This window comes from Lysinibacillus sp. A1 (assembly GCF_000801965.1).
In the GTDB taxonomy this organism is placed as follows: domain Bacteria; phylum Bacillota; class Bacilli; order Bacillales_A; family Planococcaceae; genus Lysinibacillus; species Lysinibacillus fusiformis.
In genome coordinates, this window is record NZ_JSZM01000025.1 from 199,649 (window position 1) to 225,577 (window position 25,929).

Here is a 25,929-nt window from a genome sequence, read left to right on the forward strand (position 1 = left end):
TGATACATGCTTATTCAAAAAAGAGGGGGATTCTGAAATAAGCAATTTGGAGAAAAGAAATAATCTATTGATAATGATAATTGTTATCAATTAAAATGTCAACAAATTTGTTTGAAGAAATAATAGGCTGAGAATAATTCGCAATAGTAGTATGGATATTCCCGAATTTGTTGGAAATAAACGTATGGATTATCTCTTTTTCTTTCCTAAATCTTTAAGAGGTTGCTTTTTAGGAATTTTTTCAAAAATAATCTTCACATGATATTGGTTGACGTCAATTTGGAGTACTTCAGTTACTTTGGCTTTACGCCCTTTAATTCGAATATCCTCTTCGATGGCAGGGAGCTTGACGAGCAATTGGCTTAAGACGGACGTTTTATTTTCATAATAATGAGTAACAAACATCGTTCTTCTCCTTCTAACATTTGATTGTTACTCAATTTATGAGTGGAGCCTAGTTTCTAGAACTTTTATGGATGGAAATAGGTGTACGGAGAAAAATTGTTACTCAAACAGCATGTAAGGGACCTTGCCTGTAAGAATGCTAATTATTTAGGGAATAATCATAGAACTCCGTTGAATATTGCTGGGAAATTACACTCTTCATAATTGGAAAATATCATTCATAGGAAAAACTTGCTGCCACTTAATTTTATGAAAATCAAAAATATGACATAATTTTACGAAATGAAATTGCAACTTTCGACATGTTTTTTATTTATTTCTCGGGAAATACCTCTTACATAATGGCGGTGTTGAGTGGGACTGAGAACGCTCAATTTTTCACTATTTCAGCTGTGAACTTTCATTGAAAAAATAATGACTATATGATTTGTTTGACTATTCTTGATTCTTTTTCATAAAAGAGGTAGCGCGATGACGTTTCAGCAGAGGCATTGTTCGTTATAATAAAAGAAAGGAGGAAATAAAATGTATTTAAAATCATGTAAGATGCTACAGGATACGATTCCCAATAATCAAATGTATCCTTTTAATATCCCAAGCTTGCAGGATTTGCAGGAGTTGGAGTTTCCGACAAATGTGACATTCTTCGTAGGGGAAAATGGTTCGGGAAAATCAACATTACTGGAAGCCATTGCAGATCGGTGCGATTTTAATACGGCAGGTGGTGGCCGCCAAAATCTGTATGAAGTACATAAGGCAGAATCTTCACTGGGTGAATATATCCGTCTGTCGTGGATGCCGAAAATTTCAAATGGTTTTTTTCTTCGATCCGAAACATTTTATCAATTTGCCAGTCATATTGATTTGATAGAAGATCCAAGGAGATATAACGCTTTTGGTGGAAAATCTCTACATCACCAATCCCACGGGGAGTCTTTTCTTGCTTTATTTATGAATCGCTTTAAAGGTAAAGCCATTTATTTATTGGATGAGCCTGAGGCAGCATTGTCTCCAACAAGGCAGTTAAGCTTGTTAAAAATTATGAAGGACCTTGAGCATGAGGCACAATTTATTATTGCTACACATTCGCCTATTTTACTCGGTTATCCAAATGCAACGATTTATAGCTTTGACAATGGAGAAATTGAAACGATCCGCTATAAGGATTCCATTCATTACATTGTCACCAAGCGGTTTTTAGATGCACCACAAACTATTTTAAGTGAGTTATTTGATGAGGAGAGGGAATCATGAATCAACGAAAAGGCTTAGTCATGCGAGAAATTCGATTGGATGAAATGGCACAATCCATTGATTTATTGAATTATGTCTTTCAAATGTCGATGTCTATTCATAAGGACCGTCGTTTTGTGAATGCAAAAAGTAGACAATTTAATGAGGGACATGCTATCGGATGGTTTGATGGCTCACATTTAGTATCGCAAATATTAAGTTTGCCTTTTGAGGTCAATGTCCATGGGAAGATTTATGAAATGGGGGGGATTACTGCAGTTGGCACCTACCCAGAGTATTCGGGCCATGGCTTGATGGAGAGCTTGATTATTGAAAGCCTACAAAGTATGCGCAACGAGGGACAATGCATATCCTATTTATTCCCATATTCGATTCCTTATTACCGAAAAAAGGGATGGGAAATTATGAGTGATATCGTAGAATTTCAGGTGAAGGATACACAGCTTCCGCATTATTCCGGACTCAATGGAAAAATTCGTCGTGTCGATCCGAAACATCAGGATGTTGTCGATATCTACGCCCGATATGCCGAAAAAACACATGGTGTAATGGTGCGAAATAGTATTGCCTGGAATGAGAAATTCCAGGAGGATTTCTGGGAAGAGAAATTTATTGACAGTGATGTTAACCTTCAGGCTGCCGTCTACTACGATGAAGGAGATGTGGCGCAGGGCTACATGTTTTATCGTATTATGGAGGAAAATTATTATATTGATGAAATCGTCTATTTACAGGAAGAAGCACGTAAAGGGTTATGGAATTTTGTCTCTGCCCATAGTTCCATGATTTATAATGTCTATGGGAAAACGACAGGTAATGAAGCAGTAGCGTTTCTATTAGAGGATAGTGAGATTATTCAAAAGGTCTCTCCTTATTTTATGGCGAGAATTGTTGATGTGAAAGAGTTTTTATTACGCTATCCATTTGTCAGTCAAAACTTTGAGCTTCAGCTAGCCGTAACGGATCGGATTGTCGCTTGGAATAATGGTACATTCATCATCAAAATGGTGGATGGTAAGCTGTCTGTCCAAAAGGTAAGCGAGACATTAAATGATAATGCTGTCCATTTAACGGTGCAAACCTTGGCTACTATGCTGCTAGGCTATAAACGCCCAAGGTATTTAGAGAAAATTGAACGGTTACAGGGACGTGCGGAGGAAATTGCCTTACTAGAGGACCTATTACCCGTTGGCATACCGACATTCATTGATTATTTCTAAACAGGTGGAAACGGTTATGGAGCTGAACTAATTTTTACATTAGTTCAGCTTTTAATTATCATCAGGCACTGCACATTTAAACAAGGATGTAACTTTATATACATAGACAAACATGGATATAGAAGGGGGAATAGAAATGGATTTATTTGTCGGAATAGCTATTGTACTCATTGTGTTTTTCTCTTCAAGTATAATGGAAAAAAGATTGAAATCTATTGAAAAACAAAACAATCGTGTCATCGAAATACTGGAAGAAATAAGAGATAAAAAATAAAGGGATTTTTCAAGGAAAGAGTAGAACCTATTGGAATGGAGCTTATATAACATGGATATATATATTGAAAGATTACAAGTGACAGATGCCGAAGGATTGTATAAATTTGAACTTGAAAACAGAGCATTTTTCGAAGAGACGGTGCCTACTCGTGGAGATGAATACTATAACCCTGAGATTTTTAAAAAAAGACACGAAGCTTTACTTGAAGAACAAGCTCAAGGAAGGTCATATTTTTATTTAATTAAAGATCAAGATAGTTCTATTCTAGGAAGAATAAACTTAGTAGATATTGATAGATTTTTTAAGATCGGTCATCTCGGTTATAGGGTGGGTCAAGAACATGCTGGAAAAGGAATTGCTAATAAAGCATTGGAAATATTAATCGAAACAATAACTGATGAAGACATAAAACAGATTAAAGCGGAAACAACAACAAATAACATAGCTTCTCAAAGAGTTTTAGAGAAAAATGGTTTTGAGAAAATAACGACTAGTAGTGAAAAATTCGAAATGAACGGTCAGAAATTAAGTTTCGTTTATTATGCTTTGACTATCTCGCCTTGTTAAACTAACTGTGTGCCTTATTAAAGATGAAAGAGCTGTTTAGACAGCTCTTTTTTATATATTGAACAATGAAGCGGCTTAGCTTAAGAACGATTAGTTATGGAATAAACTTAGGATATGGTAATAAATTACTGTAGATGTGTAATGTTAAAACAAACAATGCTATAATTCAATTAAATTTGTATGGATGATAAAAAACTTGTGATAAATCGATATCCCCCAGATTTATCCGCTAGATGAAAGGAGTCAAAGTTTCATGAATAGTCCAATCTAATATTCCCCGTTTAAGCCAAAATTCGAATGTAATATCGGGGGATATAAAATGAAATTGAATAGAAATTTTTCTTTATTACTATTAGGTCAATCACTCGCTAATATAGGCGATGTATTATATATAGTCAGTGTTATAAGTACGATTTTCTTGTTGACGGATTCTGCAATTGCAGCATCGTTTGTACCATTTACGATTGCTTCCTCTATGTTCATATCCAGTATGCTGACACCTCTTTTAGTGGAGAAGCTAAATCTTAAATGGTTACTTGCTGGGTCACAAATCGCAAAAACCATGTTACTCTTTATTCTAGGATTTCTGGTAATGGGATTATCAGCAGCTAATTATTATTTTATCTTTTTAATCATAGGGTTAATTGCTTTTTTTGATGGATGTGCAAATCCAATAAGACAGACATTGACTCCACACTACGTTAAACCTGAACAGCTACTTCAAGCTAATGGGATTTCCGAAACTATTACGCAGGTCATTCAAGCAGGTATGTGGTTCGTAGGGAGTTCATTATTACTGATTATGAGCTCTCAACAACTGATTTGGTTAGTTGGATGTTTATTTGTATGGGCAAGCCTATTACTTAGCCTTTTAGAAAATGTAAACAGTCATGAATCGACGGAGACAAAAGGGAAACTAGAAAAGATGAAAGAGGGTTGGCAAACTTTATCAAATACGCCAGTTTTAAAAAGGATTGCTTGGATAGAATTTTTAGATACCATTGCTGCAACAGTTTGGATAGCCGCTATTTTATATGTGTTTGTCAACGACGCTTTGAACGTTGATGAAAAGTGGTGGGGATTTATAAATGGAGCCAACTTTTTAGGTCTGATTTTAGGAAGTGCTTATTGTATAAAATTTTCTTCTGTTGTAGAAAAGAAAATAGGCACCTATATTTTTGTCGGCTCCTTTGCAAGTTTCATATTGACAATAGTATTTAGCATAAACAGCATTCCGATGATTTCCTTACTTTTATCATTTTGTGTAGGGCTTTTTGGACAAATTAAACAAATACCTCAACAAACAGTGATACAAACCAGTGTATCAAAAGAACAGTTGTCAACTGTTTATACCTCATTAGGTGCTATCGGAACTGGAATTTTCGGCATTGGCTCTCTTGTAATGGGGATAATAGCAGATTTAGTAGGAGTTAGAATGGTTTTCGTGATTTCGGGGCTCTTACTGGCGATAGTCAGTGTAATCGCACACAAAAATAAGCAATTGTTTGTTAGAAATGTTTTGAAACCATAAAATTCAAGAAGAAAAAGGACCATCAAAATGGATGGTCCTTTTTATTGAACGCAATGTACGAACGAGGTGCTATTTATAAGGACCATGCTTTTTTAAGCAGTTGGACACCTAATTTAATTTCTTCCATTGTTAATTTACTAAAGCCTAGCTGTAGCATCGGTTCTATACTGGCTTGATGGAGAAAAAACGGGCTGGTTGGATAAACTTTTACCCCATGGGACTCGGCTTGTTGGATTAGCTGTTGTTCCGAGAGGGATGACTTTATTTTCACCAAAATATAGAGTCCTGATTGTTCACCTAAAACCGTGATTTGCTCCCCAAATTGTTGTTGTAGCTCCTGCACAAGGGCAATGCATTTTTTGTTTATAGGTTAGGCGCATTCTTTTAATATGGCGGGTCCATTCGCCTTGGGCCATAAAGTGGGCCATTGTGCGTTGATGTAGAGTGGATGCATTTTGTTCAAAATGAGCAAATTTTTCTTTATAAGGCTGCATAAGGGCAGTTGGTAACACCATATAGCTTATTCGTATGCCTGGTAAAAAGGATTTCGAAAATGTGCCTAAATAAATGACCCGAGAGGGATCGATAGAGGCAAGGGCAGGGAATGGCTGTTGTGTATAACGAAATTCACCATCATAATCATCCTCAAGGATATAGCCATTCACTTTTTGAGCCCATTGTATAAGTGCTTGCCGCTGTTGAATGTTCATGGAGGCACCGTATGGAAAATGGTGTGATGGGGTGACATACAATAGCCGTGAGCGACAAGTTGTTAAAATATCAAGCTGTGCACCTGCTTCGAAAACAGGTAAGGCCTCAATGTCAAAGTTATGTAATTGAAATGCCTCTCGAGCCCCATCATAGCCTGGGTCCTCCAGCAATACGCTAGGGAAATTTCCCTTCAATAAAAACCCAAGATACAGAAGCATTTGCTGTGTACTACTTCCAATTATGATATTTTCATTATTGGTATATAGCCCTCTTGCCTGTAGTAAATATTGGGCAAGCTGCTCTTTTAGCATAGGTTCTCCAAACAGTTCACCATATTGATAGCAAGTGGAATCCTGTAAAACCTGATTGGCGATTTGACGCCACGTCTTGATGGGAAAGTGTTGTTGATCGACAGCCCCTGCTTTGAAGTTCACAAGGAATGCAGAAGTATCCTTTAGTGGCTTCGATCGAATGGGCTGTGGCTGCTCTTGTAAGAAAACTTGCTCCAACGCATTTACAAAATACCCTTTCCTACCTTCACCACGAATATACCCCTCAGCCACAAGCTGATCATAGGCCGTTAAGGTCGTATTGCGGCTCACCTGTAATGTTTCTGCTAGCTTCCGAATAGAAGGCAGGGAATCATTTTTTTTCAATGTACCCTCCATAATGAGAGTCTTCATTTGCTGATAGATTTGTTTATATTTGGCCTCTTTGTCGGTTAATAAAAAGATGAAATCGTCCATCATGCACCTCTTCGACATGTTGAAATGTTTGGAACTGTCACTTTTGAAATGTCAGATAATCTACTACCATCATACTAGAATGATAAATAAATTGAAATGGGGAGTGGAATATGAATATTTGTACTGTGACACAGGCAACAATTAGGGAAGTGGTCCCGTTATTTAATGCCTATCGTGAGTTTTATGGACAACCGACTGATTTAATACAAGCCGAGCAGTTTATCCAAGAACGTGTGGAAAAGGAGCAATCCATTATTTTTCTCGCATATTTGGATGGGGAAGCAGTAGGTTTTGCGCAGTTATTTCCTATCTTTTCTTCCGTAGCTATGAAAAAGGCATTTATTTTAAATGATTTATTTGTGGCTGGATATGCCAGAAAACAAGGGGTGGCCAAAGCATTAATTGACCAATGCTACGTCTATTGCCAGCAGGAGAACGCTCGTTACATGATGCTCGAAACAGCCAAGGACAATGTCAGTGCACAAAAGCTCTATGAAAAAGTAGGAATGACCATAGATGATCATGTGTATTATTACAGTATTTATTGGTGAAAAACGGCGCTGTCATTTTTGTATGAATTCTATAATTCACTTGTTGAAAGACCCCGCCATTTGAGCTAAATGGCGGGGTCTTACGGTTAGGCGTGACTCATCCAGCCAGCAAAAAGACCTGAACTGAAAAAGCGCGTAATCTGTTTAAATCCAGCCTCCTTCAATAATTTTTGAATGGCCTGATCGGATAGGAAAGAGATATTCATAATGACTTTTCCCATATCTTCGACTTTTGCTTTTTTATATCCTGCCTCTAAAAAGAAGCTTTGCCAGATTTTAATGCGATCTTGCAGTTCGTCACTATTACGATCACCGTAGGCACAAGCTAGGACAAAAGGTTTGCCGGGCTTTAATTGCGCATGAATGTTGTGCAGTAAGTTAAGTTTTTGCTGTCTATCTTCAATAAAATGCAGCACAAGGATACAGCTAGCCGCATCATAGGTGAATGGAGAGGAAGGCAAGGTATCAATGGTTCCTGAGAGAAGCTGAACTCGATTTTCAATAGCTAATTGCTGTGCTTTAAACTGAGCAATTTGCAGCATCTCTTCAGACGGGTCTATACCTGTAAATGTCCAGTTTGGATTAGATGGTCCCCATGCGGATAGCTCATTACCGCCCCCAGCTCCTACAATTAGCAGGGAAGTTTCTTGCTCACCTAAATGAGCTCGGAAATAGGCTTGTGTCATGGTGAACAGGGTGTCATAAGCTGGTACAGAGATACGAGTACTTTGCTCATAAATGCGAGCCTTCTCTAATAAATTTGTATTCATAGTCACGACCTCCAACGTATATTGCGTATATTATAGACCTTAATTGTCTGTAATTGAGTATATATGAAATTTAACCGAAGCACAACAAAGAAATCTTATCCTATTATAATTAAAGTAAAACGATTAATATTTAATATTAAAGAATAATAATTTAATGATTATCGTTAAATTATTATTGAATTTAATAGCACTTTCTTCTACACTTAACGTAATGAATAGGGGGAGAAAATATGATTAATGCAATTGTGCAAGTGATGTTATTTTCAGTCATACCGTTTGTTTGGTGGAGTTTTACAGCTAAAAAGGAACAAACTTTTCTCGAATGGTTAGGATTTCATAGGCCAGTTATTGTCAATAAGGGGAAATATGCCATATTGTATATGCTTGCTATTGTTGTATTAGTGGTGCCTAATTTCGCTCTCGTCTTTTTTTACATGGATAATTCCATATTAGCGTCCCATCAATTTGCTGGCCTTGGCTTATCGGGGATTATACCGGCTCTTCTGTATGCGATGATTCAGACTGGCTTATCAGAGGAGCTTTTGTTCCGTGGTTTTTTACTGAAAAGGCTGGCAAAGTCATATGGTTTCCAGGTCGGAAATTTGCTACAAAGCCTCGTTTTTGGCTGTATCCATGGGGCTATGTTATGGACGGTATTACCATTTCCAATCATCTTGTTAGTTGTACTATCTACGGGGCTAGCAGGCTATGTGTTGGGATGGATGAATGAGCGAGTTAGCGGGGGCTCCATCATGACGAGCTGGAGTATTCATAGTTTGACTAATTTAATGACTGCTTGCTTTTCCATGTTTCAAATTCTATCTTTTTGACTTATTTGCATTTCTTTGCCGTCACTTGCATAATAGGGCAGAGAAGATTTTTCGTGAAGGGAAGTGCAAACATGACAGAATGGCCAAAGGGAGTAGCTAAACCTGCAATTCGTGCATTACAAGCAGCAGGCTATACACAATTGAAACAGCTGGAAAACGTTGACCTTTCCACTTTAGCTCATTTACATGGAATGGGACCAAAAGCACTTGCCGCGATTGAGGCGGCATTCAAAGAAAGTAGGGAGCCACGTGAATAAGCTGACATTATTTTTACTGGCAATGGTGGTCTATTATATAGTCGTTGTCTTCCTCATCAGTAAGCTTTTTATCATTCCTATCATGAAAGTAATGGCACTTGTCTTCTTTATAGGAGCGGGTTTCATCTTTTCACGTAAGATGCGCAGGAAATTGCAGTAGGAGGCATTATGAAAATTGTTCAATTAACAGTCATTTATTTAGCCATTATTTTGCTGGCTATGGTGCTATCTTTATCAGGTGTTCGGCTATCCTTTTCACTCGGAATAATCGCTGTGTTCGTGGTAGCTATTATTTATCGTCATGTACATATTTTATATCGAACAAACAATATGGAACTTGTAGATAAATGGGTGAAGCGCCGTCAAAAAGAACCAATATTTGCGGCTCTGTATGCATCCGCTTATGGGACGGTAGATGAACAGATTCGTGCTATCGATGTCATCATCCACCATTATAAACAGCCAGCCATCAAATATAATTATCTATTTACGAAAGCTATTATGGAGAAAAATCTTGGAGCGGCAAAGGCTGCTGCCCAGCAAATTAATAAGGAGCCATTGTCAAGCTATGCCCTATGCTATATTGCAGCGATGGAAGGTCGAACGGCTGCTATGAGAAGTGACAAGCTGACACAGCCCTGGATGCAACCCGCTGTAGAGGCAGTATTTGCTCATAGTCAAAAAAATCAAGAATTATTCCGCCAATGGGCTGATACTAGCATCGAACAAGCGCGTGGTGTACAAAAATACGGTTTAATACATAATTTTAGACAAATGGAAAGAGAATTGGGTAGTGAATAACTATTTAGTATAGGGGGCGAATGCCTAAGCTAGTGATGATCAATGAGCACCGACTAGTGAAAGGTGGAGAGGTCCGTCTTACAGTGATTGATACTATTATCTAAAGTCAATCGTGGTTCGGATAAGGAGATGAAATAGGCTCTTTTGAAGGTGGAACTAGAAGTAATCGTTTTGTAGAACAAAACGGTGAATGGGTTAGATCATGATCAAAGCCTAATACTATTTTTATAGAAAAACAAAACGGAACCCTTTGTCCAAAGATGAAAAATTCATCTTGGAGGAAGAACAATTGAGCAGAAAAACTGAAAATACAGCCTTTCATTGTGAACAGTGTGGGTTAGACGTGACACCATTAAACAATGGCAGTTTCCGCAATCATTGCCACATTGTTTATATTTAAAGCATCTAGATATTGTACCTGGTGATAGAGCCAATCCATGTAAAGGGTTAATGAAACCTATTACTATTGTTTATTCATCTAAAAAAGGGTATCCACTTGTACATCAATGTACAAAATGTGGTCACCTGTCACGCAATAAAGTAGCTATGGATTGCACACAAGAGGATTAACTTATGCTATTTATGCAATCTATATAGTCGTTTCATGTTTGTAAGACGTATTAAAGAGCAACTCTTTAATACGTCTTTTTTAACCCTTTTTATTCAATAAAATGCCTCGTACGATCCCCATACTGAAAATACCACAGAGCAAGAACAGAAAAAGATATGCATGCCATTGTTGTAAAATGCGATCGCGTCCCAATGCAATCGTAAGGTCGTTGAAAAGGGAGTAAGTAAAGTACAATAAAATACTATTTTTTATGAGACAAAATGTGATGATGCCATTTTGACGCTGGGTATGGGACAGCGGCGGTTTATTTTTTCTCATCATAGGATAGGCGGCTTTTATCTCTAAATAGTGTAAAAGTAAAAATAGCATGAGTGCGATAAATGGTAAATAAAAAATAGCAATTTTCGGCCCAAACTGTGCATGGTCACTTGTAAAGCTTTGTAAAACGGGAATCGTTGCAGGAAGCTTTCGATATTGAATTAGTGTAGCTGTGAAGCCAGCTAAAAAAATGGTGGCCACGATGACCGTCAGCTGGTGACAAAAGCGTGGTGTTGGTGTTTTTTGTTGTGTTTGCATCCTTGCCCCTCATTTCCATCATCATTCAAAATTACAATCTGTTATACTGTATCATAGAATGATTGCTTTTGTGAGAGAGAAAGAAGGATATGATGGAATACTTGTTATTTTTATTCATTGGCATCATTGGGAATGTCATTGGAACGTTAGTTGGTGGCGGTGGTTTAATCACTCTGCCAACGATGATGTTAATGGGGGTGCCTGTCCATTCTGCAATTGGGGCTAATAAAGTATCCAATATGGTAAGTGCATTTTCGAGCTTTTATACGATCTATAAACGTAAGGAATTAGCATGGTCAGAAATGAGACCGGTCTTATTGGTATCCCTAATTGGTGGAACATTGGGTGGACTTTTTGCTTCATTTATGAGTAGTCAAGTATTGACGTTTATCGCCATCATTTTACTAGGCTTTGCGTTAATAATGTCCTTTATGGGTGGGGCAGATTTTGGCGATAAGGAACTCTTTATGATGAATCGAAAAAATGGTCCAATCCTCCTTGGGGTTGGTTTTTATGATGGTATGTTTGGGCCTGGCAGTAGTACACTAGCCCTTTATACATATGCGCATGAGAAAATTTCTTATATTAAAGCAGTAGGGCTCTCAAGGGTAGGGGTATTTGCCATGTGCTCAGGAGCAGCGATTACCTATATTGCTACGGGGAAAATTGAATGGCCATTGACGTTGATTTTAATGGTAGGTTCTACGATTGGTGCGCAAATTGGTATTGTTTTAGCAAGAAAGGTGAACGCAAATCAAGTCAAACTGCTACTTCGTATTGTAACCATAGTTTTGATCGTACAGCTTGTCTATGATTTTATCCAGCAGCTATAGGAGGCGATTGTTGTGTTTGAAATTACACCGTACCCTACGTTTTCATGGTCATTATCACGTCTTAAAACGCTAACAAGCTGTGCCCGTAAATATGGCTATGAATATTATTTTTCCCATAACGGGTGGCTAAGCTACAATGTGGAGCCTTATCATCAACTTGTGTATCGTTTAAAAAAACTACAACCCATGCCTATTTTATTTGGGCAAATTGTTCACCGTTTTATTGAACAGGCTATTAATGATTATTTACAAACAGGGAAGCCCCCCACATTAGAGGAGCTGATTCATTGGGCTCGAGGACAGCTAAATGCGGCTTTTATTGATTCTACTCGCCATCTTGAATCATGGAGGCAAAAACCCAATAAATATTATATGATGCAGGAAATTTACTATACTGGCAAACTTCCAACCGATCTAGTACAGGACTATAAAGAACGAATTAAGCTTGTTTTTGAGCATTTTTTGATGAGTGAAACATTTCAACAAATTACGTCACAAAGAGGCTCTTTACGAATTGGGGAGCCCGAACAATTTCGCTCAATGAAAATCAATGAAATCCAAGTGTTCGTTGTAATGGATTTTCATTATTTTAATGAGCTAACAGATAAATGGGTAATTGTAGACTGGAAGACGGGGGGCGAGTCAGATGATGATCGCCAGCAATTAGCCCTCTATGCCTATTATGTCCAGCAAAAATATCGGGTGCCACTTGAGCAAATCGAGGTCTATAATGAATATTTACTAACCGGAAAACGGAAGAAATATAGCTTCTCTGATTTTGATATGGACAATATTTTACATACATTTCAGTATAGTGTTTTAGAGATGAAAAAGTATCAAGCCGATATTTTTTCTAACGAGCCTGTGGAACTGGAAGATTTCGAACAAACACAAGAAAAATGGCATTGTCGAGGATGTAATTTTAGAGAATTATGTGCGCAAAAATAGAAATGGAGCATCGCCTATTTCCATTTCTACAAGAGGAGGGAGAATATGATAAGAAATAAAGTGGCACTTGTTACGTCCATGATTCTTTTAGGAATTTGTATGTGTTTATTTTTCCCATTTCCTAATTATCAAATGGTGAATGCACGAGTTTCCTTTATGTCGTTCCCTATCCTCACTGATGAGGGCTATGTGCTGCTTGGGTTATTTGGTTCAGCTCTCTTTATCCTTGCTTTGATTTTACTTGTCAAGGGTCTGAAAAAATATCACCTCCTATCAATGGGTGTAGTGCTAATCACCTTTGCCTTATTACCGATTCTTCTGATGACCATCTATCAAGAGACTTTCGCTCGTGGCATTATGGCGATTTCCTATACTGAGAATGGCGAATGCCAATTTGATGTAGTAAGCAAAGATATATTACAAGGAGAATGTCATCTTGAATTACAAAATCGAAGTAATGAAGCGGTGTCATTTGAGCTAGAGTTTTTAGATGATCATTTAACGGGTAGTGGACAGCGTATCGAGTCTCTGATGAATGTAGCTGGCCCTTATTATGTGACGATTGAGCCTAATCGTAAAAAGTTCATTCGTATAAAGGAATTACTTGATTTATCTGACATGCCCAATCATATTCAAGGAGGCGGTTCGTCGTTTATACATATTAAAATAATCGACGGGGAGAATGCACGAATTTTATAAAAAGGTATTCAAGGAACTGAGCTTTAAAACAGTTGAAGTGTAGGTAGGAGTAGCTTATGAGTTGCATTCGCAGCTCTTTTTTTATTGAACTTCTGAACCGTTTAGTTGCATAAGATATGAGATGTTCTATGTTAATATAATGGAAAAAAGAACCTGAAGGGGTGAAGTAATTGTGTTGAGAAAATATTTAAGTATGCTTTCATTGTTATTATTTTCTTTGTTCATTATCTTTGCTTTTATTACCCCCATTGTCGTGAATGGAACCTCTGAAATAGGGGATATTGTGGTCATTTCGTTAATAATAGCATCATTTCTAGCTGCCCTTTTTAGTCAAAAGGGGAAGCTAAAAATATTGGCTTTAATTGTTTCCTTGATTCCTGTGCTTTTACTAGTAGGGTTCATGTTACTTCCGCTATTTTACTTACTAGAGTAATGAACGGGTATATTCCTTTTATTTAGTCGAGATACAGGTTGCTTTTTCTTATTTAAATGAAAGTACTAGGTATAAAGATGTCTCTATTTTTTCCGCTAGTATAAAATCTAGTTATTAAACATATATAAGAAAAGCAGCCAGTAGAGTGTACAATACCTTTTAAGAATCATAAAGGGGGATGAAAATGGATAAACAATTAACCATGTTTGAACTATTGATAACTCCTATGAAAAAAACGCCAGATGATCGTTTGAAAAGTGTTGAAAAGCAAAATGTAGTGGCACCACGTAAGGTGGGGTATATTGTACACAGATAAGGAACTATTCACCCAACATCACATGATAGTTGTATCAGGTAACCCTAAAATGAATGGGAGAGCGAAAAACTGAATTTGCTTTTTTTATTATTTTGTATTAAATTATAATGTATTGATATTTCGAGAGGAGGCAAAAAGTTATGGAAACTGTTTTCAGAATGGCTGCAATTGAAGTAAAAACATTTTTACAATTAGCTGATTTCAATTCAACGGGACCAGTCTGTCGTTTTTTAGAAAAACTTCATATAGAATTCAGCAACCGAAAGCTTTTTGCCTTTGTATTTAATAGATAAAGAAGAACCTTTATGTTTGTTCTTTTTAAATACTGTATGCATGTTATGACGCCGGTTAGCTGGCGTCTTTTTGTGTTGTTAAAGATGAATAATTGAAAATAAAGCTTTTGAAAGGGTGAGACGATTGCTTAAAAAGTTAAGGCAATTTAGGAATGTTTCAGTGTGCCAAGCGCTTCTAATTTAAAAAAGATTAATTAGAAGCGAGGAATTTTAACATGCAAAAACAAAGAATTTTTACTTCAGCGTTTCTTTTTTTATTTAGTAGTAACTTTTTAACTTTTATAGGGTTTGAAATGTTACTACCTATTTTACCAGCCTATTTAATTAGCATACATGCTTCTTCTTTTCAGGTAGGGTTGGTGACTACAGTATTTACAATAGGCGCTATTATCATTAGACCTTTTGTTGGCTATTATTTAGTCGATAACAATAGAAAAGGTTTAGCTATTGGTGCGGGGATTGCGTTATTAATGATTACCATTATGTATCCCTTTTTGAGCACAATCTGGCTCTTCCTACTATTACGGTTTTTCCATGGAGTAACATGGGGAGTGTCAACAACTGCGAATAGTACAATGGCGGTGGATTTAATTCCAAAAACCAGATTAGGTGAAGGGATAGGCTATTTTTCTATTTCAACAACAGTGGGAGCTATCATCGCCCCTAGCTTAGGCATCCTAATCTATCATTCTTTTTCTTTCCAACTATTAATCTATTCTTCCGTCATTCTTTGCCTTTTGGCAGTGATAGCTCTTCAATTTGTTTCTTCTGCTGAACCGGTAAAGCATGAGAAGCAGCCATTTCGATTTATGGAAGCGATTTTCGAACGAGAAGTATGGTTTCAAGCATTACTGACTGTTATGACAACGCTTGGCTTTGGTGCAATTATTACCTTCCTTGTGCTATATGGCGAACAAAGAGGGTTAGATCAAATTTTTTTATTTTTCCTAATCAATGCGATTGTTTCCACTTTACTACGTCCATTTACAGGAAAATGGTTTGATAAAACAGGGCCGTGGTCAATTATCATTGTGTCAGCAGTGGTAGGGTTTTTATCGTTGATTGTGTTATCGTACGCGACAAATAATGGGATGCTTATTATCGCAGCCATCCTTTTCGGAGCAGGCTATGGAACCGTTATGCCTTGTTTACAAACATGGACTGTTCAAAAAGTAAGTGAGGCAAAAAGTGGTGCAGCGAATGCCACATTTCTTTCTAGTTTTGATATTGGAGTGGGCATTAGCGCCTTCACCTTAGGGCTGTTAGCTGAATGGATTAGTTTAGAGATGATTTTCCGTGTTGTTAGTATAAGCTTTCTTCTGGTTGCTCTGTTTGTTTATAAAGATGCTAAGAGAACGAGAAAAAATAATCATATGTAGACAATAAAATTTTAAGTCGATGATAGGGATGGCAGGAAAATTTAGGCTGAAAGCAGAAGCTAAAAGAGGATCACTATTATCTTTTCATGTTTGGCAAAGGGGGCGAATGCTATAGAAATATCAAAAGGTGTAAAGGTACTGGAACTGAACTATCAAGGGTTTATTATTCATCCAACGCTTTTGTGGGACCAAGATATGGCTGTGTTAATAGACGCAGGTTTTCCTGGACAAATGGAGGAATTGCGAGAGGCGATGGAACAGGTTGGTGTTTCTTTGAACCAGCTAAGGGCGGTCATTCTCACGCATCAGGATGTGGATCATATTGGGTGCTTGCCGGAATTAATACAGACATGTGGACAGCATATACGAGTATACGCGCATGCACTGGAGCAACCGTATATTCAAGGGGAGCTACCATTATTAAAAGATGCGCACTTAGAAAATCCACCAATGGGACGAGTGGATGTGACCTTGAGTGATGGTGAAGAATTACCTTTTTGTGGAGGCATTCAAATCATCCATACACCTGGACATACGCCGGGTCATCTCAGTCTTTATTTGACACAAAGTAAAATATTAATTGCCGGTGACTCCCTATACAGTGTAGAGGGCCATATTGCGGGTATCCATGAACCGTCTGTATTAGATTTAGCGAAAGCTCAGGAGTCTTTACAGAAATACCTAGACCTCGAGATCGAAACGGTTGTTTGCTATCATGGAGGAATAAGTAGAGGAGCTGTCCTTGATCAGCTTCATCAAGTATTATTATAAACAAGAGACCACTCCTAATAGGGGTGGTCGTTTTTATTATTCGGTAATTGTTTCTTCAAACGATTTTCGCCCAGGGCTTACTTTGTTAATATGAATATCGATTTTACTAATGGATTCCTTAGTTAAAGGGATTTTGCCATCCTTCTGTATTTTTTTCCATACCTTTACATTGTCGCGATAGAGATATTCTGACAATCGATAGACGTCCGCATCTATGTTTAAGCCTGCCTCAAAAGTAGCCATAATTTCTTTTTTAACTTCACTCTCTACTTTTTTTCTGACCTGGCTCGCTGTCACTTTTCCTTTAAAGCCATTCAAAATGGTGTTAAATTTTAAATACACTTCAAATTTTACTTGATTGTTTTGAACAATTGGTTTGACATTGACATCTAATTTTTTAATATCAACCGTTAAGTAGTCACGTTCCTCTGTATTGTCCAATTTTACCGTAATTTCTCCTTGCTTCGTTGCATCATTCATCCATTCAATTCCTCGTGCTGTATTGCCTTTAATAAAGCCTTTGAAGGTGTTCTTTGATAGTATACCGACACCCGCAAAAACAGTTTCAGTGCGAGATTCCTTGGCTGTTTCCCAGTCTTGATTGATGGAAATGAATGGGACCTTCATTTCATGATTCGGCTCATTTAAACCAATGACTAGCTGTCTCAAGTTCACCGGCTCTACAAATGATTCTTGTTTCGAAGTATTTTTAGGATTACTCAGCTTGGTCGCAGTCGGTGATTTTTCAAGAATAGGAGATACTAATAAAACTTCCTCGATGGGGTCTTGTGTACAATAGACCCAAATATGATATCTTGTTTCTCGAAAGCGTAGAAACGTGTCGATAATGGGAATAGCATGCTCACTTTCCATTGCTTTTTCTGAGAAAAGGAGAAAGGTCATATGTCCCCAAAAAACTTCTTGATCCATTGAACGATACAATTTATAGATAGCTTCTTCAATTGTTTTTCCTGTAGCTTTTCCGACTTCAGTTGGTGCAGCTTGTGGATTCGATTGTTCTGTTTTTGCTACATTGGCAAAGTTCATAAGTTGGATGTACGCTATATATTCATTATCCTTATAATCAACCCCAACACCTTGCACATAATACATCCGTTGGGGTTCTGTTACATCCCAACAGCCTGACATGAGAAGTGTAGTCGTAAGCATTAAAATTACAAGCATGATATTTTTTTGGCTCATATATCTCCCTACTTTTTAAAGTTCCTATTATTTATTTTGTACAACTAATAGGTGTATTATAAGTAGATATTATAAGTATGTAAGGAAAACCAATTAAGAAAGTGCTGCTCGCCATGTTTTCGCGACAGCACTTCATGATTAATGGAAATATTTTTCGACACGTTGAACGACGTCATTAGCTGAAAGCCCATTCGCATCAATGACAGGACCTTCGATAACTGGATCACTAATCCCCATGACGTCTCGGTCTTGGCCCGTAATGATGCAGGCATCACATTTTTTGGCATCCTCTTCATTGCGAAGCTGGATGACTTCATAGCCTTTCGCTTTTAAAGCCTCTTCAATATTAGATAATGATTCTTCAACACCAATAATTCTCGACATATTTGTCCACCTCCTACAAGTAATGTGCCATTTCATGTTGCGCATTATTCATATTATTTTTTTGAAGGTGGGTAATGATTGTACAAGTATAATGGTTGCTAATAATTCGTCTGTTAACAATTCGACTTCTTTAAGCTTTGGCTGGAAACGCAAATTCTGCTTTTATTAAAGGTGCAAACTCACTTTTTACAAAAATAGGATACATTGAACTTTCTACTGTTGCATGATTTCCCTATACATAGTCTATAGACAAAGGTGGTGAAGAGATGGGCATTGCAGAAGTATTGACTGTTGTTTTGGTCCTATTAAAGCTAATGGATGTTATTACTTGGTCATGGTGGCTTGTTTTATTACCGGCCATAGTATCATTTAGCTTGTATATAATCATAATTGTGGTGAAGCTCATCATGGTATTGGTAGCTGTACTTGTGGTAAAAAAACGAGATGCGACGAGATAAAAAGAAGCGGTGGTAAGATCAGTCGAGTAGGACTAAGACTAATCTTACCAACTGATCATTTGCTTAGCTCGTAGGTTTTTATAGCTGGAGGAACAAAGCTTTGACATTGATCTAAAAGCGCTGCCGCATTTCCATCAACGATTAACGCTTCTCGGTATTGTGCTTTTAAAAATTGTTCCTGTTGCATATGATCAAAAAATGAAATTAATAAATCAAAATACTGTTCAATATTGAAAATGGCACAAGGTTTTTGGATGAGGCCGATTTGATTCCACGTAAACACTTCAAAAAATTCCTCTAATGTACCAGGACCACCAGGAAGGGCAATAAAGCCATCTGCTAGTTCCATCATTTTACTTTTGCGTTCATGCATCGTGTTGACAACGATCAATTCTGTTAACTGCTGATGCGCAATTTCACGCTCCTCTAATAAGGTTGGAATCACGCCAATAACTTTTCCACCTTCTTGTAGCACAGTATCGGCTACTGTTGCCATAATGCCAACGCTTGCCCCACCATAAATAAGGGTAATTTGACGTTTGGCTAGCTCTTTCCCAAGTTGAATTGCGCCTTCACGATAGGCGTCTGAAGCGCCGATGCTAGATCCGCAAAATACTGCGATACTGTTCATTGTTGATTCCTCCATATCTGATGAGATTCTTTTATAGTATAATTTAATTTGAATAGGAAAGAAATGGAGGAAGGGCAAAAATGGAATTAAATGAGTTCCAACATTGGGTGAAGGACTATTATGAAAGCCGTGGGTGGTCAGAGCTCAACATATTTACACGAATTGGCTTTTTAGCAGAAGAAACAGGCGAGGTTGCTAGAGCTATACGAGCATTAGAAATTGGCCGAGATCGACCTGATGAAATTACACAATCATATGAGGAAAATAAGCAAGAGCTGATGGAAGAGTTAGGTGATGTTATAGGGAATATTATTGTCATTGCCAATCAATATGATATACCACTTGAGGAAATTTTCGTGGCGCATCAAGACAAACTTTTGAAGCGTTATCAGGATTAGGAGGAGCCCCATATCGATACGCATATTTCAATTTTATATGAGCAGCATGATGATTTTGCGAATTTTTTACGTAAAAAAATTCGTAGCTTTAATAATGAGCATTCTCTTCACCATCGGGAAAGTAGGCAGAAAGGAGCCGTTCGTCCTCTCCATTTGATCGTTACTGATCAACACCAGCAATGGGTTGGGGGTTTGACCGCAGAAGTGTATTGGGGATGGGTGGAAATACATAAATTTTGGTTTCATGAAGAGTATCGAGGAAAAGGCTTGGGCAGTAAGTTGCTGGCACAGGCTGAAATAGCTGCACAGGAAATGGGTGCTAACAAGGCTTTGCTTACCACCTATTCGTTCCAAGCTCGTACGTTTTATGAGGAAAGAGGCTATCAAGTGGTGGGAGAAATAAAAGATTATCCGCCTGGCAGTAGCTATTATACAATGGTAAAACCATTTGATGCTGAAGAAGGCTGTCTATAAAAATAGGCAGCCTTTGCTAATTGATGTCACCTAAATAAATAGTTGTTTCTAGCCCTTGCACATATCGCTGAAGTTGTGGAATTAATGCTTTCGGATAAAGTTGGAACTCATGGAGCTTTGTCACTGAGACCCATTCAGTCCCAATTTGGTGACTATCTGGGTTAGAGGGTTGGTGCAATTGTTCATGGAGCTGGCATAGAAAATAATACTCTACTTGATGAACATCTGCGTCAAAGGCAGCATGCTCATGATTTTTCCCAATATATTCGCGGATAAAAAGAAGTTCTCCAATATGGACAGAGGCACCAATTTCCTCGAGGCATTCTCGTTGAAGTGTCGCATGAAATGTTTCACCATGCTCCTGTCCGCCTCCTGGACAAATATAAAAATATTCCTCTGTAACTTTATTTTTAATCAGCAATATTTCACCATCCACGAGGATGATGGCTTTGACAGAGTTTCTTATCATAGGAGCCTCCCTAGGTTTGTTAATTTTTTATGATTATGACTAAAACGCTTCATGAATGTCTACCTTAATAAAAAGGGGAGATGAAGCGTGTATTCAATGTCCAATTTTAAAATACTTGTTGAAAAACAGACTGAGATTGATACAATTTATCAAAATTGTGATGATTTAATCCAATCAACGGTCACGCCGAAACTAGATGCTGAGGTCGATCAGTTTCTACAGCTCGTTGAACAACATTTGACAGAGCAAGGCTTTAACATTACGCAAACTTCAACAGGCCTAATCGCCCATTTTCATAAGGCGGTCATTAATATCGATAAACATTCTAAGCATTTGGAACAATGCTTTTTTATCAATTTAAATAGCTATGCAGAGGATCAGGTGTCAATTGTGTTAGACATCTCACCTATTATGCTGCCTAAAATTTCAAATCAGCTAGATGGCTATACGGATATTATTGAGCAAATGACGGATAAGCTAAAGCAAGCTAAAAGTCTGGAGAAAGCCTGTACGAACCCTAAATTCCTTTATAAAACACAAAGTAATAAAGTGTTTCAATCCGCACAGGAAGTGGTGGAACACTATTTTCAATAAAAGGAGAAGCCACCCTCAGCAAACAGGGTGGCATTTTTGTTTAATTAGATAAGATGCCCGCTAGCATCCATTATCGAATATATTTTTTTGCACTAATCCACATCATGATCGTTAACACCAAGAAATAAAGAGGCATCGTCAGCAAGGATTCATTGTGAAGCAAACTCATACCAGATGTGATCACACTGACAAGCAAGTAATAGCCGAGACTAAAGATGGCTCCTGCTGTCCCAATGACGTCCTGAAAGTCTACCAATGCTAGACTTAAACAATTAGGAAGGGCAATGCCCGAGCCTAGCAGCAAGATAAAAACGGTAACCATGATGCTCATGGCTAGCATACTAATAGGCAATGGTAAAGTACAGACAATCATTAAAAGGAAAGCGCCCATCAACATCACGGAACAACCTATATAAATAATTTGTTGAGGTGGATGCGTGGTGATAAGTCGCTTAGAGATCATCGCTCCTAAAATCGAGGCCAATGCTACGATGATGCCAAGAAACCCATAGAGACCAGGCGTCATCTGAAAGTGACCAATGAAAATAAAAGGTGCCTCCGCATAATAGCTAAATAGCACACCGTTAATGCCCCCAATGAGCAAACCATAGACAAGAACGGTTGGCGAAGCAAAAATGCGTTTGACGACTGGCCAAATCGCTATTCTTTGCCTAGCTGCTGGTTGCGTTGTTTCAGGTAGTCTGGCATAGGCATAGATGAACAACCCTATACTCATGACCACAAGGACAAAAAATACTGCCCGAAAGCCGAGTGCTTGATCCACCCAGCCCCCAATTAAAGGTCCAACCGCAGGAGTAAACGCAATGACTGCGGAAATTTGTGCGAACATACCATGTCGTCTATTACCGCTTACACTTTCGCGTAAAATGGTCTGCGTAATAATAGAGCCAGTAGCAGCACCGAATGCTTGAATAAAACGACTGCTGATTAGAATGGAGATAGTGTCCGCATAAAAACATAATGCGCTCCCTATTCCATAAAAAACTAAACCGCCTAACATGGCAGGTCTACGGCCAATAATATCAGAAATCCATCCCCAGCAAAAAACACCTAATGCAAATCCAATAAAATAGATGCTTAAGGTTAATTGGACAGAGCTATTGGATACACCAAGTGTATCTGCAATGTCCGGTAGAGATGGTGTATAAATGGTTTCACTAATTTGTGGGAACGCCACAAGAACAATCATTAACAATAAAGATGGTACTGCCTGTTTTTTCAACATATTGCCCTCCTACAAGCAAATTCTACTTTGTTCGTTACAAGTAGAAAGCGTAGCTAGGGAACCGGCGGGACCATTATTAGAATACGTTCATAAGATAGCATGTTGAAATCACCTTTATATGCTTTAAGTAGGAGTGCATAGTCAGCTTTCTATTATAAACTATTTTATAATTTTTATATAGTAATAATTGCTATTTCTATTAAAATTTAAGAGAAATAACTTGTACAGAAAATGGAAATTTCATAAGATGGAATAAATATGTTTTCTCCAATAGGTAGATGAAATGGGAAAGCACATCATGACCAGTGAGCAAGACGCCATTATGCTTGATGGTTAAGGATAAGAAATAGTGAAGGGGGAAGACAGATGTTTCCAATGTTAGAAACGGACCGACTTAGGTTAAGAGAACTGACGCAGGCTGATGTAGCTGCCATTTTTCATTGCCTTTCAAATGAGGAGGTCACACGCTATTATGGGCAGGAGCCTTTTATAGAAAAACAACAGGCTGAACAGTTAATCCAACTTTTTGAAAAAAACTACGAGGAAAAAAGAGGTATACGGTGGGGTATTGAGCTTAAAGAAACAGGGGAAGTCATGGGTACGATTGGTTATCATTTATGGTCTGCCCCCCATAAACGAGCGGAAATCGGCTATGAAATCCATCCAGATTACTGGCGTAAGGGGTACACAAAAGAAGCAATTCAGCAAGTAATCAACTATGGCTTTGAACACATGAATTTACAGCGTATTGGAGCTGTCGTGTATTTAGAAAATGAAGCATCCAATCAGCTGCTGCTGAAGCTAGGGTTTCAGCAAGAGGGAATTCTAAGAGACTATATGGTGCAAAAGGAAAAAGCATATGATACGTTTATCTATTCTTTGTTAAAAAAAGAACAGCCACAATAACTTCAATTAAATTAGAATCAGTGAGAAATCGAAAGAACAGTTTGTTCATCTATTGGATGTTTCATGGAATACAAATGAATACTTCAAATAGGGATTGATATGTAACGATTTCTGGAGGTGATGCTAAACATGTTTGATACGATTGTAGTCATTATTTTAGCAATACCATTATATGGAGTATTAATTTGGAGTTATTTCTACCCTCAAGAAAGCTTATTATGGGGAAAGCGATGGATGTACAAAGAAGAACTAGAAATAGCAGATGGTGCAATTCGTTATATAAAAGTTGCATCTTTCATCAGTATGATCGGATTGAAGCTAGTTTTCATTATTTTAATACTAACTCAATTTAGAAGGTGATTCTTTGTTGGGATTGTCATGTGGATGAATAGCTTTGTAGAGGTAGCATATTGATAATAAAGAATCTATAAAGAATGTCAAAAGGCTTAAATTGATAGCAACTCTCAACAATCGGGTGCTTCCCTGAATAAGGAAAGTGGTTTTTATAAAGGGCCAAATTGTTTAGTAAGAAATTTTGCAATCTAGAAGAAATTATTGATTCTTATGTGTGCTATACTTGACTTTGCACATAACATTAATGAAAACTGCAAAGTATAATGTGACATCCTTCATGAACAAAGGAGAACTGAAAATGAGAAAACTCGTTCTATTTCTGCACGCATCGCTTGACGGTTTTGTTGAAGGGCCAAACGGTGAAATGGACATTGGCTGGGTTTCCTACGATTCTGATTTGGAGAAACACGCGAAAGAGATTCTGAATACTGCCGACACTGTCATTTGGGGACGTGGGACTTATCAGATGATGCACAGTTACTGGCCATCTGTGCCTTCAAACCCATCAGCTTCGGAGTATGAACTGAATCATGCCGAGTGGATCGAAAAGACAGCCAAACTCGTTTTTTCCACGACGCTGGAGAAAGTCGAATGGAACAATTCCAGACTGGTGAAAGAAGATGTCGAGGAAGAGATCAAGAACCTCAAACAGGAGCCAGGCAAGGATATGGTCATTCTAGGAAGTCCTAGATTCGCACACTACCTTATGCAGCTTGATTTAATTGATGAGTATAAAATTACGGTTTCTCCCGTCCTGGTCGGCAGCGGGTTGCCGTTATTCCAAGGTCTCAAGGAGAAGGTCAATCTTAAACTTATCGAAAACAAGACATTTGATTCTGGAGCCATAGGTCTCGTTTACCAGACGGGTAGATGACCTTGTACTTAAAATAGATTAAGCTAACTTTTTAAACCAACCTCAATTCCTTTTTAAGTAACAGGGGAACAATGGAAATTGTAATTGTATTATCTTGAAATCCAGTCTTCCATATAAGGGCGCGATTCTGTAACAAGAATCAGCGCTCGTTTTTATTAAAGGGCCTTATTGTGGAGCAATACCACCCAAAAAATATTCTTATGCACCGACCTAGATAATTGTGTTTAAAGGACAGTCTAGCTTACATACTAAGCTAACTAACGTTTGATAAAATACATTACCAAGTAACTTCATAGAAGAAACTTAGGTAATGCATTTCGTGAGTATGTCTATTTAGTAAACAATCGTATATGGTTGTTAATATCTTTTTCTGAAAAGGACTGTTGTAAAATAGTATTTACCTCACTTCAAACCGTGGTTAGCTTTTTTTAACTGTAACAAGAAATCGTCTTTCGTGTTAGTACTTTGTACATCTTTCATATAAAACAAAATGGAGCTGCTATCGGCAGGTTCCCGCATGTCTTCGACGACCACATAGGTAATGGGAGCGCCACTTTGTTTTATTAAATTTTGCAATTCAAAGAAACGGTCCAATTCATTTTTTTCAAAGGTAGCCATTTCAATTGGAGTAGCAGTATATAAATAAAGAGCATGCTTTTTCGTTTCATCCGAAAAACGTATGCTGATCTCCTTATTAGTATAGTCTGGACCTTGAAACCCGAGGTCTTCAATAGCTGTAATCACTTTATCCAATTTGTGCAATGCTTTATCCGCTTCCAAGGCACTTGCATAATTATCTGTTATCGTATCTGAATAAGGATCTAGTATAATTTTGAATTCTAAATGTTGATGATTTTTTGGAAAGACAACGTATTCATAATCAGAACCAATCCCTGTTCTATATAATTGTTTAATCTCTACATCATAGCCATATGTATCTTCTGCATACTTTTTAATTTTGCGTTTTTCAGAATAGTCACTAAAATATAACGCGATACTTGCGATCAATAATACAAAAACCCCAAGTATAGTTAAAAGAACTTTTATAAAGGTTTTCATTCTTTCACTCCGTGCTTTAAGCATATTTATTGTAGTTTAACAATATATTTTTGATTTTATCAAAATATCTTGGTAGTAAGAATGAGTCTTTAAGCCTAATGAATTATTTGTTTGGGTTGATTCATTTTGTGGTTCCATGT

General features: G+C 37.6%; 35 protein-coding genes and 1 pseudogene. 26 read left to right on the forward strand and 10 right to left on the reverse strand.

Annotation, left to right across the window (positions count from 1 at the left end; translation table 11 throughout):
* Positions 1-189 precede the first annotated feature (189 nt).
* On the reverse strand, positions 190-405 hold the full coding sequence (locus PI85_RS19430) for a hypothetical protein (RefSeq protein ID WP_036125249.1): 216 nt from the start codon (positions 403-405) through the stop codon (positions 190-192).
* A gap of 525 nt (positions 406-930) precedes the next feature.
* Between PI85_RS19430 and PI85_RS19435 the strand changes: the two genes are divergently transcribed.
* From PI85_RS19435 to PI85_RS19450, 5 genes are all read left to right on the forward strand, one after another.
* Positions 931-1,659 carry an AAA family ATPase gene (locus tag PI85_RS19435; RefSeq protein ID WP_036125251.1) on the forward strand — a complete coding sequence of 243 codons (729 nt, stop codon included), beginning with the start codon at positions 931-933 and terminating at the stop codon, positions 1,657-1,659.
* Complete coding sequence (gene eis, locus PI85_RS19440; RefSeq protein WP_036125254.1) at positions 1,656-2,879, forward strand: enhanced intracellular survival protein Eis; 1,224 nt, start codon at positions 1,656-1,658, stop codon at positions 2,877-2,879. Before PI85_RS19435 ends, eis begins: the two co-directional genes overlap by 4 nt.
* A 136-nt stretch (positions 2,880-3,015) precedes the next feature.
* A complete protein-coding gene (locus tag PI85_RS24725; protein ID WP_191967742.1) occupies positions 3,016-3,153 on the forward strand; it encodes a hypothetical protein in 138 nt (45 codons plus the stop codon).
* A 51-nt stretch (positions 3,154-3,204) separates the two neighbouring features.
* Entirely contained in the window at positions 3,205-3,723 is a 519-nt protein-coding gene (locus tag PI85_RS19445; protein ID WP_036125257.1) for a GNAT family N-acetyltransferase, read from the forward strand.
* Between the two features lie 319 nt (positions 3,724-4,042).
* A complete protein-coding gene (locus PI85_RS19450; protein WP_036125260.1) occupies positions 4,043-5,254 on the forward strand; it encodes an MFS transporter in 1,212 nt (403 codons plus the stop codon).
* Positions 5,255-5,327: 73 nt separating this feature from the next.
* Here the strand turns inward: PI85_RS19450 and PI85_RS19455 are convergent.
* A pseudogene (locus tag PI85_RS19455) lies at positions 5,328-6,711 on the reverse strand (PLP-dependent aminotransferase family protein).
* Between the two features lie 110 nt (positions 6,712-6,821).
* On the opposite strand from PI85_RS19455, the gene PI85_RS19460 reads away from it, so the two are divergent.
* Positions 6,822-7,262, forward strand: a complete 441-nt coding sequence (locus PI85_RS19460) for a GNAT family N-acetyltransferase (protein WP_036125262.1) — start codon at positions 6,822-6,824, stop codon at positions 7,260-7,262.
* 86 nt (positions 7,263-7,348) lie between these two features.
* Here PI85_RS19460 and PI85_RS19465 read toward each other — a convergent pair whose 3' ends face one another.
* On the reverse strand, positions 7,349-8,032 hold the full coding sequence (locus PI85_RS19465; RefSeq protein ID WP_036125264.1) for a class I SAM-dependent methyltransferase: 684 nt from the start codon (positions 8,030-8,032) through the stop codon (positions 7,349-7,351).
* Positions 8,033-8,262: 230 nt separating this feature from the next.
* Between PI85_RS19465 and PI85_RS19470 the strand changes: the two genes are divergently transcribed.
* The 5 genes from PI85_RS19470 to PI85_RS24910 all read left to right on the forward strand — a co-directional run bounded on the left by PI85_RS19470 (position 8,263) and on the right by PI85_RS24910 (position 10,490).
* Positions 8,263-8,862: a CPBP family intramembrane glutamic endopeptidase gene (locus tag PI85_RS19470; RefSeq protein ID WP_036125268.1), complete on the forward strand. Its 600-nt coding sequence runs from the start codon at positions 8,263-8,265 to the stop codon at positions 8,860-8,862.
* A gap of 71 nt (positions 8,863-8,933) precedes the next feature.
* The gene (locus PI85_RS19475; protein WP_036125271.1) at positions 8,934-9,119 is read left to right on the forward strand and encodes a hypothetical protein; all 186 of its coding nucleotides are present in this window, start codon (positions 8,934-8,936) and stop codon (positions 9,117-9,119) included.
* Positions 9,112-9,279: a hypothetical protein gene (locus PI85_RS24730; RefSeq protein ID WP_008175876.1), complete on the forward strand. Its 168-nt coding sequence runs from the start codon at positions 9,112-9,114 to the stop codon at positions 9,277-9,279. Before PI85_RS19475 ends, PI85_RS24730 begins: the two co-directional genes overlap by 8 nt.
* 8 nt (positions 9,280-9,287) lie before the next feature.
* Positions 9,288-9,920, forward strand: coding sequence for a hypothetical protein (locus tag PI85_RS19480; protein WP_036125272.1), 633 nt, complete (start codon positions 9,288-9,290; stop codon positions 9,918-9,920).
* 378 nt (positions 9,921-10,298) lie between these two features.
* On the forward strand, positions 10,299-10,490 hold the full coding sequence (locus tag PI85_RS24910) for an RNHCP domain-containing protein (RefSeq protein ID WP_235318513.1): 192 nt from the start codon (positions 10,299-10,301) through the stop codon (positions 10,488-10,490).
* Between the two features lie 79 nt (positions 10,491-10,569).
* Here PI85_RS24910 and PI85_RS19485 read toward each other — a convergent pair whose 3' ends face one another.
* Positions 10,570-11,067: a hypothetical protein gene (locus PI85_RS19485; protein WP_036125274.1), complete on the reverse strand. Its 498-nt coding sequence runs from the start codon at positions 11,065-11,067 to the stop codon at positions 10,570-10,572.
* A gap of 92 nt (positions 11,068-11,159) precedes the next feature.
* On the opposite strand from PI85_RS19485, the gene PI85_RS19490 reads away from it, so the two are divergent.
* The 8 genes from PI85_RS19490 (at position 11,160) to PI85_RS19515 (ending at position 16,739) form a co-directional block, all read left to right on the forward strand.
* The gene (locus PI85_RS19490) at positions 11,160-11,900 is read left to right on the forward strand and encodes a sulfite exporter TauE/SafE family protein (RefSeq protein WP_036125275.1); all 741 of its coding nucleotides are present in this window, start codon (positions 11,160-11,162) and stop codon (positions 11,898-11,900) included.
* A 12-nt stretch (positions 11,901-11,912) separates the two neighbouring features.
* A complete protein-coding gene (locus tag PI85_RS19495; protein WP_082011597.1) occupies positions 11,913-12,848 on the forward strand; it encodes a PD-(D/E)XK nuclease family protein in 936 nt (311 codons plus the stop codon).
* A gap of 45 nt (positions 12,849-12,893) precedes the next feature.
* Positions 12,894-13,547, forward strand: a complete 654-nt coding sequence (locus PI85_RS19500) for a hypothetical protein (RefSeq protein WP_036125276.1) — start codon at positions 12,894-12,896, stop codon at positions 13,545-13,547.
* Between the two features lie 172 nt (positions 13,548-13,719).
* Entirely contained in the window at positions 13,720-13,980 is a 261-nt protein-coding gene (locus PI85_RS19505; protein WP_052059773.1) for a hypothetical protein, read from the forward strand.
* A 184-nt stretch (positions 13,981-14,164) separates the two neighbouring features.
* Entirely contained in the window at positions 14,165-14,296 is a 132-nt protein-coding gene (locus tag PI85_RS25095) for a hypothetical protein (protein ID WP_255350109.1), read from the forward strand.
* Positions 14,297-14,436: 140 nt separating this feature from the next.
* On the forward strand, positions 14,437-14,589 hold the full coding sequence (locus PI85_RS24735) for a hypothetical protein (RefSeq protein ID WP_200878313.1): 153 nt from the start codon (positions 14,437-14,439) through the stop codon (positions 14,587-14,589).
* Between the two features lie 215 nt (positions 14,590-14,804).
* The gene (locus PI85_RS19510) at positions 14,805-15,968 is read left to right on the forward strand and encodes an MFS transporter (protein ID WP_036125277.1); all 1,164 of its coding nucleotides are present in this window, start codon (positions 14,805-14,807) and stop codon (positions 15,966-15,968) included.
* Between the two features lie 111 nt (positions 15,969-16,079).
* On the forward strand, positions 16,080-16,739 hold the full coding sequence (locus tag PI85_RS19515) for an MBL fold metallo-hydrolase (RefSeq protein WP_036127842.1): 660 nt from the start codon (positions 16,080-16,082) through the stop codon (positions 16,737-16,739).
* Between the two features lie 36 nt (positions 16,740-16,775).
* On the opposite strand, the gene PI85_RS19520 is transcribed toward PI85_RS19515, so the two are convergent.
* Both PI85_RS19520 and PI85_RS19525 read right to left on the reverse strand, forming a co-directional pair.
* A complete protein-coding gene (locus tag PI85_RS19520; RefSeq protein WP_051998210.1) occupies positions 16,776-17,942 on the reverse strand; it encodes a Ger(x)C family spore germination protein in 1,167 nt (388 codons plus the stop codon).
* 138 nt (positions 17,943-18,080) lie between these two features.
* Complete coding sequence (locus PI85_RS19525) at positions 18,081-18,326, reverse strand: YkuS family protein (RefSeq protein ID WP_008175890.1); 246 nt, start codon at positions 18,324-18,326, stop codon at positions 18,081-18,083.
* Positions 18,327-18,592: 266 nt separating this feature from the next.
* Here PI85_RS19525 and PI85_RS19530 point away from each other — a divergent pair, with 266 nt between their 5' ends.
* Complete coding sequence (locus tag PI85_RS19530; protein ID WP_036125278.1) at positions 18,593-18,784, forward strand: hypothetical protein; 192 nt, start codon at positions 18,593-18,595, stop codon at positions 18,782-18,784.
* A 55-nt stretch (positions 18,785-18,839) separates the two neighbouring features.
* Here the strand turns inward: PI85_RS19530 and PI85_RS19535 are convergent, their stop codons facing one another.
* Positions 18,840-19,415, reverse strand: a complete 576-nt coding sequence (locus PI85_RS19535) for a TIGR00730 family Rossman fold protein (protein WP_036125280.1) — start codon at positions 19,413-19,415, stop codon at positions 18,840-18,842.
* 80 nt (positions 19,416-19,495) lie between these two features.
* Between PI85_RS19535 and PI85_RS19540 the strand changes: the two genes are divergently transcribed.
* Positions 19,496-19,813, forward strand: a complete 318-nt coding sequence (locus tag PI85_RS19540) for a MazG nucleotide pyrophosphohydrolase domain-containing protein (protein ID WP_008175899.1) — start codon at positions 19,496-19,498, stop codon at positions 19,811-19,813.
* Positions 19,814-19,891: 78 nt separating this feature from the next.
* A complete protein-coding gene (locus PI85_RS24915) occupies positions 19,892-20,287 on the forward strand; it encodes an N-acetyltransferase (protein ID WP_233301151.1) in 396 nt (131 codons plus the stop codon).
* 16 nt (positions 20,288-20,303) lie between these two features.
* Here the strand turns inward: PI85_RS24915 and PI85_RS19550 are convergent, their stop codons facing one another.
* Entirely contained in the window at positions 20,304-20,756 is a 453-nt protein-coding gene (locus PI85_RS19550; RefSeq protein WP_036125283.1) for an NUDIX domain-containing protein, read from the reverse strand.
* Positions 20,757-20,852: 96 nt separating this feature from the next.
* Here PI85_RS19550 and PI85_RS19555 point away from each other — a divergent pair, with 96 nt between their 5' ends.
* Positions 20,853-21,350: a hypothetical protein gene (locus PI85_RS19555; protein WP_191967740.1), complete on the forward strand. Its 498-nt coding sequence runs from the start codon at positions 20,853-20,855 to the stop codon at positions 21,348-21,350.
* 70 nt (positions 21,351-21,420) lie between these two features.
* On the opposite strand, the gene PI85_RS19560 is transcribed toward PI85_RS19555, so the two are convergent.
* Positions 21,421-22,593 carry a multidrug effflux MFS transporter gene (locus PI85_RS19560; protein WP_036127849.1) on the reverse strand — a complete coding sequence of 391 codons (1,173 nt, stop codon included), beginning with the start codon at positions 22,591-22,593 and terminating at the stop codon, positions 21,421-21,423.
* 369 nt (positions 22,594-22,962) lie between these two features.
* Between PI85_RS19560 and PI85_RS19565 the strand changes: the two genes are divergently transcribed.
* From PI85_RS19565 to PI85_RS19575, 3 genes are all read left to right on the forward strand, one after another.
* Positions 22,963-23,502 (forward strand): GNAT family N-acetyltransferase, encoded by a 540-nt coding sequence (locus PI85_RS19565; protein ID WP_036125289.1) that lies wholly within the window; start codon positions 22,963-22,965, stop codon positions 23,500-23,502.
* 129 nt (positions 23,503-23,631) lie between these two features.
* Positions 23,632-23,862 carry a hypothetical protein gene (locus PI85_RS19570; protein ID WP_036125291.1) on the forward strand — a complete coding sequence of 77 codons (231 nt, stop codon included), beginning with the start codon at positions 23,632-23,634 and terminating at the stop codon, positions 23,860-23,862.
* A 292-nt stretch (positions 23,863-24,154) separates the two neighbouring features.
* Positions 24,155-24,730 carry a dihydrofolate reductase family protein gene (locus tag PI85_RS19575; RefSeq protein ID WP_036125294.1) on the forward strand — a complete coding sequence of 192 codons (576 nt, stop codon included), beginning with the start codon at positions 24,155-24,157 and terminating at the stop codon, positions 24,728-24,730.
* A gap of 402 nt (positions 24,731-25,132) precedes the next feature.
* Here PI85_RS19575 and PI85_RS19580 read toward each other — a convergent pair whose 3' ends face one another.
* A complete protein-coding gene (locus PI85_RS19580) occupies positions 25,133-25,789 on the reverse strand; it encodes a hypothetical protein (protein ID WP_036125296.1) in 657 nt (218 codons plus the stop codon).
* Positions 25,790-25,929: the final 140 nt, after the last annotated feature.

What these genes read in the sequence shown, in the direction of transcription:
- PI85_RS19430 (WP_036125249.1), bottom strand. Translation starts at nt 405, where the DNA reads ATGTTTGTTACTCATTATTATGAAAATAAAACGTCCGTCTTAAGCCAA.
- PI85_RS19435 (WP_036125251.1), top strand. Translation starts at nt 931, where the DNA reads ATGTATTTAAAATCATGTAAGATGCTACAGGATACGATTCCCAATAAT.
- eis (WP_036125254.1), top strand. Translation starts at nt 1,656, where the DNA reads ATGAATCAACGAAAAGGCTTAGTCATGCGAGAAATTCGATTGGATGAA.
- PI85_RS24725 (WP_191967742.1), top strand. Translation starts at nt 3,016, where the DNA reads ATGGATTTATTTGTCGGAATAGCTATTGTACTCATTGTGTTTTTCTCT.
- PI85_RS19445 (WP_036125257.1), top strand. Translation starts at nt 3,205, where the DNA reads ATGGATATATATATTGAAAGATTACAAGTGACAGATGCCGAAGGATTG.
- PI85_RS19450 (WP_036125260.1), top strand. Translation starts at nt 4,043, where the DNA reads ATGAAATTGAATAGAAATTTTTCTTTATTACTATTAGGTCAATCACTC.
- PI85_RS19460 (WP_036125262.1), top strand. Translation starts at nt 6,822, where the DNA reads ATGAATATTTGTACTGTGACACAGGCAACAATTAGGGAAGTGGTCCCG.
- PI85_RS19465 (WP_036125264.1), bottom strand. Translation starts at nt 8,032, where the DNA reads ATGAATACAAATTTATTAGAGAAGGCTCGCATTTATGAGCAAAGTACT.
- PI85_RS19470 (WP_036125268.1), top strand. Translation starts at nt 8,263, where the DNA reads ATGATTAATGCAATTGTGCAAGTGATGTTATTTTCAGTCATACCGTTT.
- PI85_RS19475 (WP_036125271.1), top strand. Translation starts at nt 8,934, where the DNA reads ATGACAGAATGGCCAAAGGGAGTAGCTAAACCTGCAATTCGTGCATTA.
- PI85_RS19480 (WP_036125272.1), top strand. Translation starts at nt 9,288, where the DNA reads ATGAAAATTGTTCAATTAACAGTCATTTATTTAGCCATTATTTTGCTG.
- PI85_RS19485 (WP_036125274.1), bottom strand. Translation starts at nt 11,067, where the DNA reads ATGCAAACACAACAAAAAACACCAACACCACGCTTTTGTCACCAGCTG.
- PI85_RS19490 (WP_036125275.1), top strand. Translation starts at nt 11,160, where the DNA reads ATGGAATACTTGTTATTTTTATTCATTGGCATCATTGGGAATGTCATT.
- PI85_RS19500 (WP_036125276.1), top strand. Translation starts at nt 12,894, where the DNA reads ATGATAAGAAATAAAGTGGCACTTGTTACGTCCATGATTCTTTTAGGA.
- PI85_RS25095 (WP_255350109.1), top strand. Translation starts at nt 14,165, where the DNA reads ATGGATAAACAATTAACCATGTTTGAACTATTGATAACTCCTATGAAA.
- PI85_RS24735 (WP_200878313.1), top strand. Translation starts at nt 14,437, where the DNA reads ATGGAAACTGTTTTCAGAATGGCTGCAATTGAAGTAAAAACATTTTTA.
- PI85_RS19510 (WP_036125277.1), top strand. Translation starts at nt 14,805, where the DNA reads ATGCAAAAACAAAGAATTTTTACTTCAGCGTTTCTTTTTTTATTTAGT.
- PI85_RS19520 (WP_051998210.1), bottom strand. Translation starts at nt 17,942, where the DNA reads ATGAGCCAAAAAAATATCATGCTTGTAATTTTAATGCTTACGACTACA.
- PI85_RS19525 (WP_008175890.1), bottom strand. Translation starts at nt 18,326, where the DNA reads ATGTCGAGAATTATTGGTGTTGAAGAATCATTATCTAATATTGAAGAG.
- PI85_RS19530 (WP_036125278.1), top strand. Translation starts at nt 18,593, where the DNA reads ATGGGCATTGCAGAAGTATTGACTGTTGTTTTGGTCCTATTAAAGCTA.
- PI85_RS19535 (WP_036125280.1), bottom strand. Translation starts at nt 19,415, where the DNA reads ATGAACAGTATCGCAGTATTTTGCGGATCTAGCATCGGCGCTTCAGAC.
- PI85_RS19540 (WP_008175899.1), top strand. Translation starts at nt 19,496, where the DNA reads ATGGAATTAAATGAGTTCCAACATTGGGTGAAGGACTATTATGAAAGC.
- PI85_RS19550 (WP_036125283.1), bottom strand. Translation starts at nt 20,756, where the DNA reads ATGATAAGAAACTCTGTCAAAGCCATCATCCTCGTGGATGGTGAAATA.
- PI85_RS19555 (WP_191967740.1), top strand. Translation starts at nt 20,853, where the DNA reads ATGTCCAATTTTAAAATACTTGTTGAAAAACAGACTGAGATTGATACA.
- PI85_RS19565 (WP_036125289.1), top strand. Translation starts at nt 22,963, where the DNA reads ATGTTTCCAATGTTAGAAACGGACCGACTTAGGTTAAGAGAACTGACG.
- PI85_RS19570 (WP_036125291.1), top strand. Translation starts at nt 23,632, where the DNA reads ATGTTTGATACGATTGTAGTCATTATTTTAGCAATACCATTATATGGA.
- PI85_RS19575 (WP_036125294.1), top strand. Translation starts at nt 24,155, where the DNA reads ATGAGAAAACTCGTTCTATTTCTGCACGCATCGCTTGACGGTTTTGTT.
- PI85_RS19580 (WP_036125296.1), bottom strand. Translation starts at nt 25,789, where the DNA reads ATGAAAACCTTTATAAAAGTTCTTTTAACTATACTTGGGGTTTTTGTA.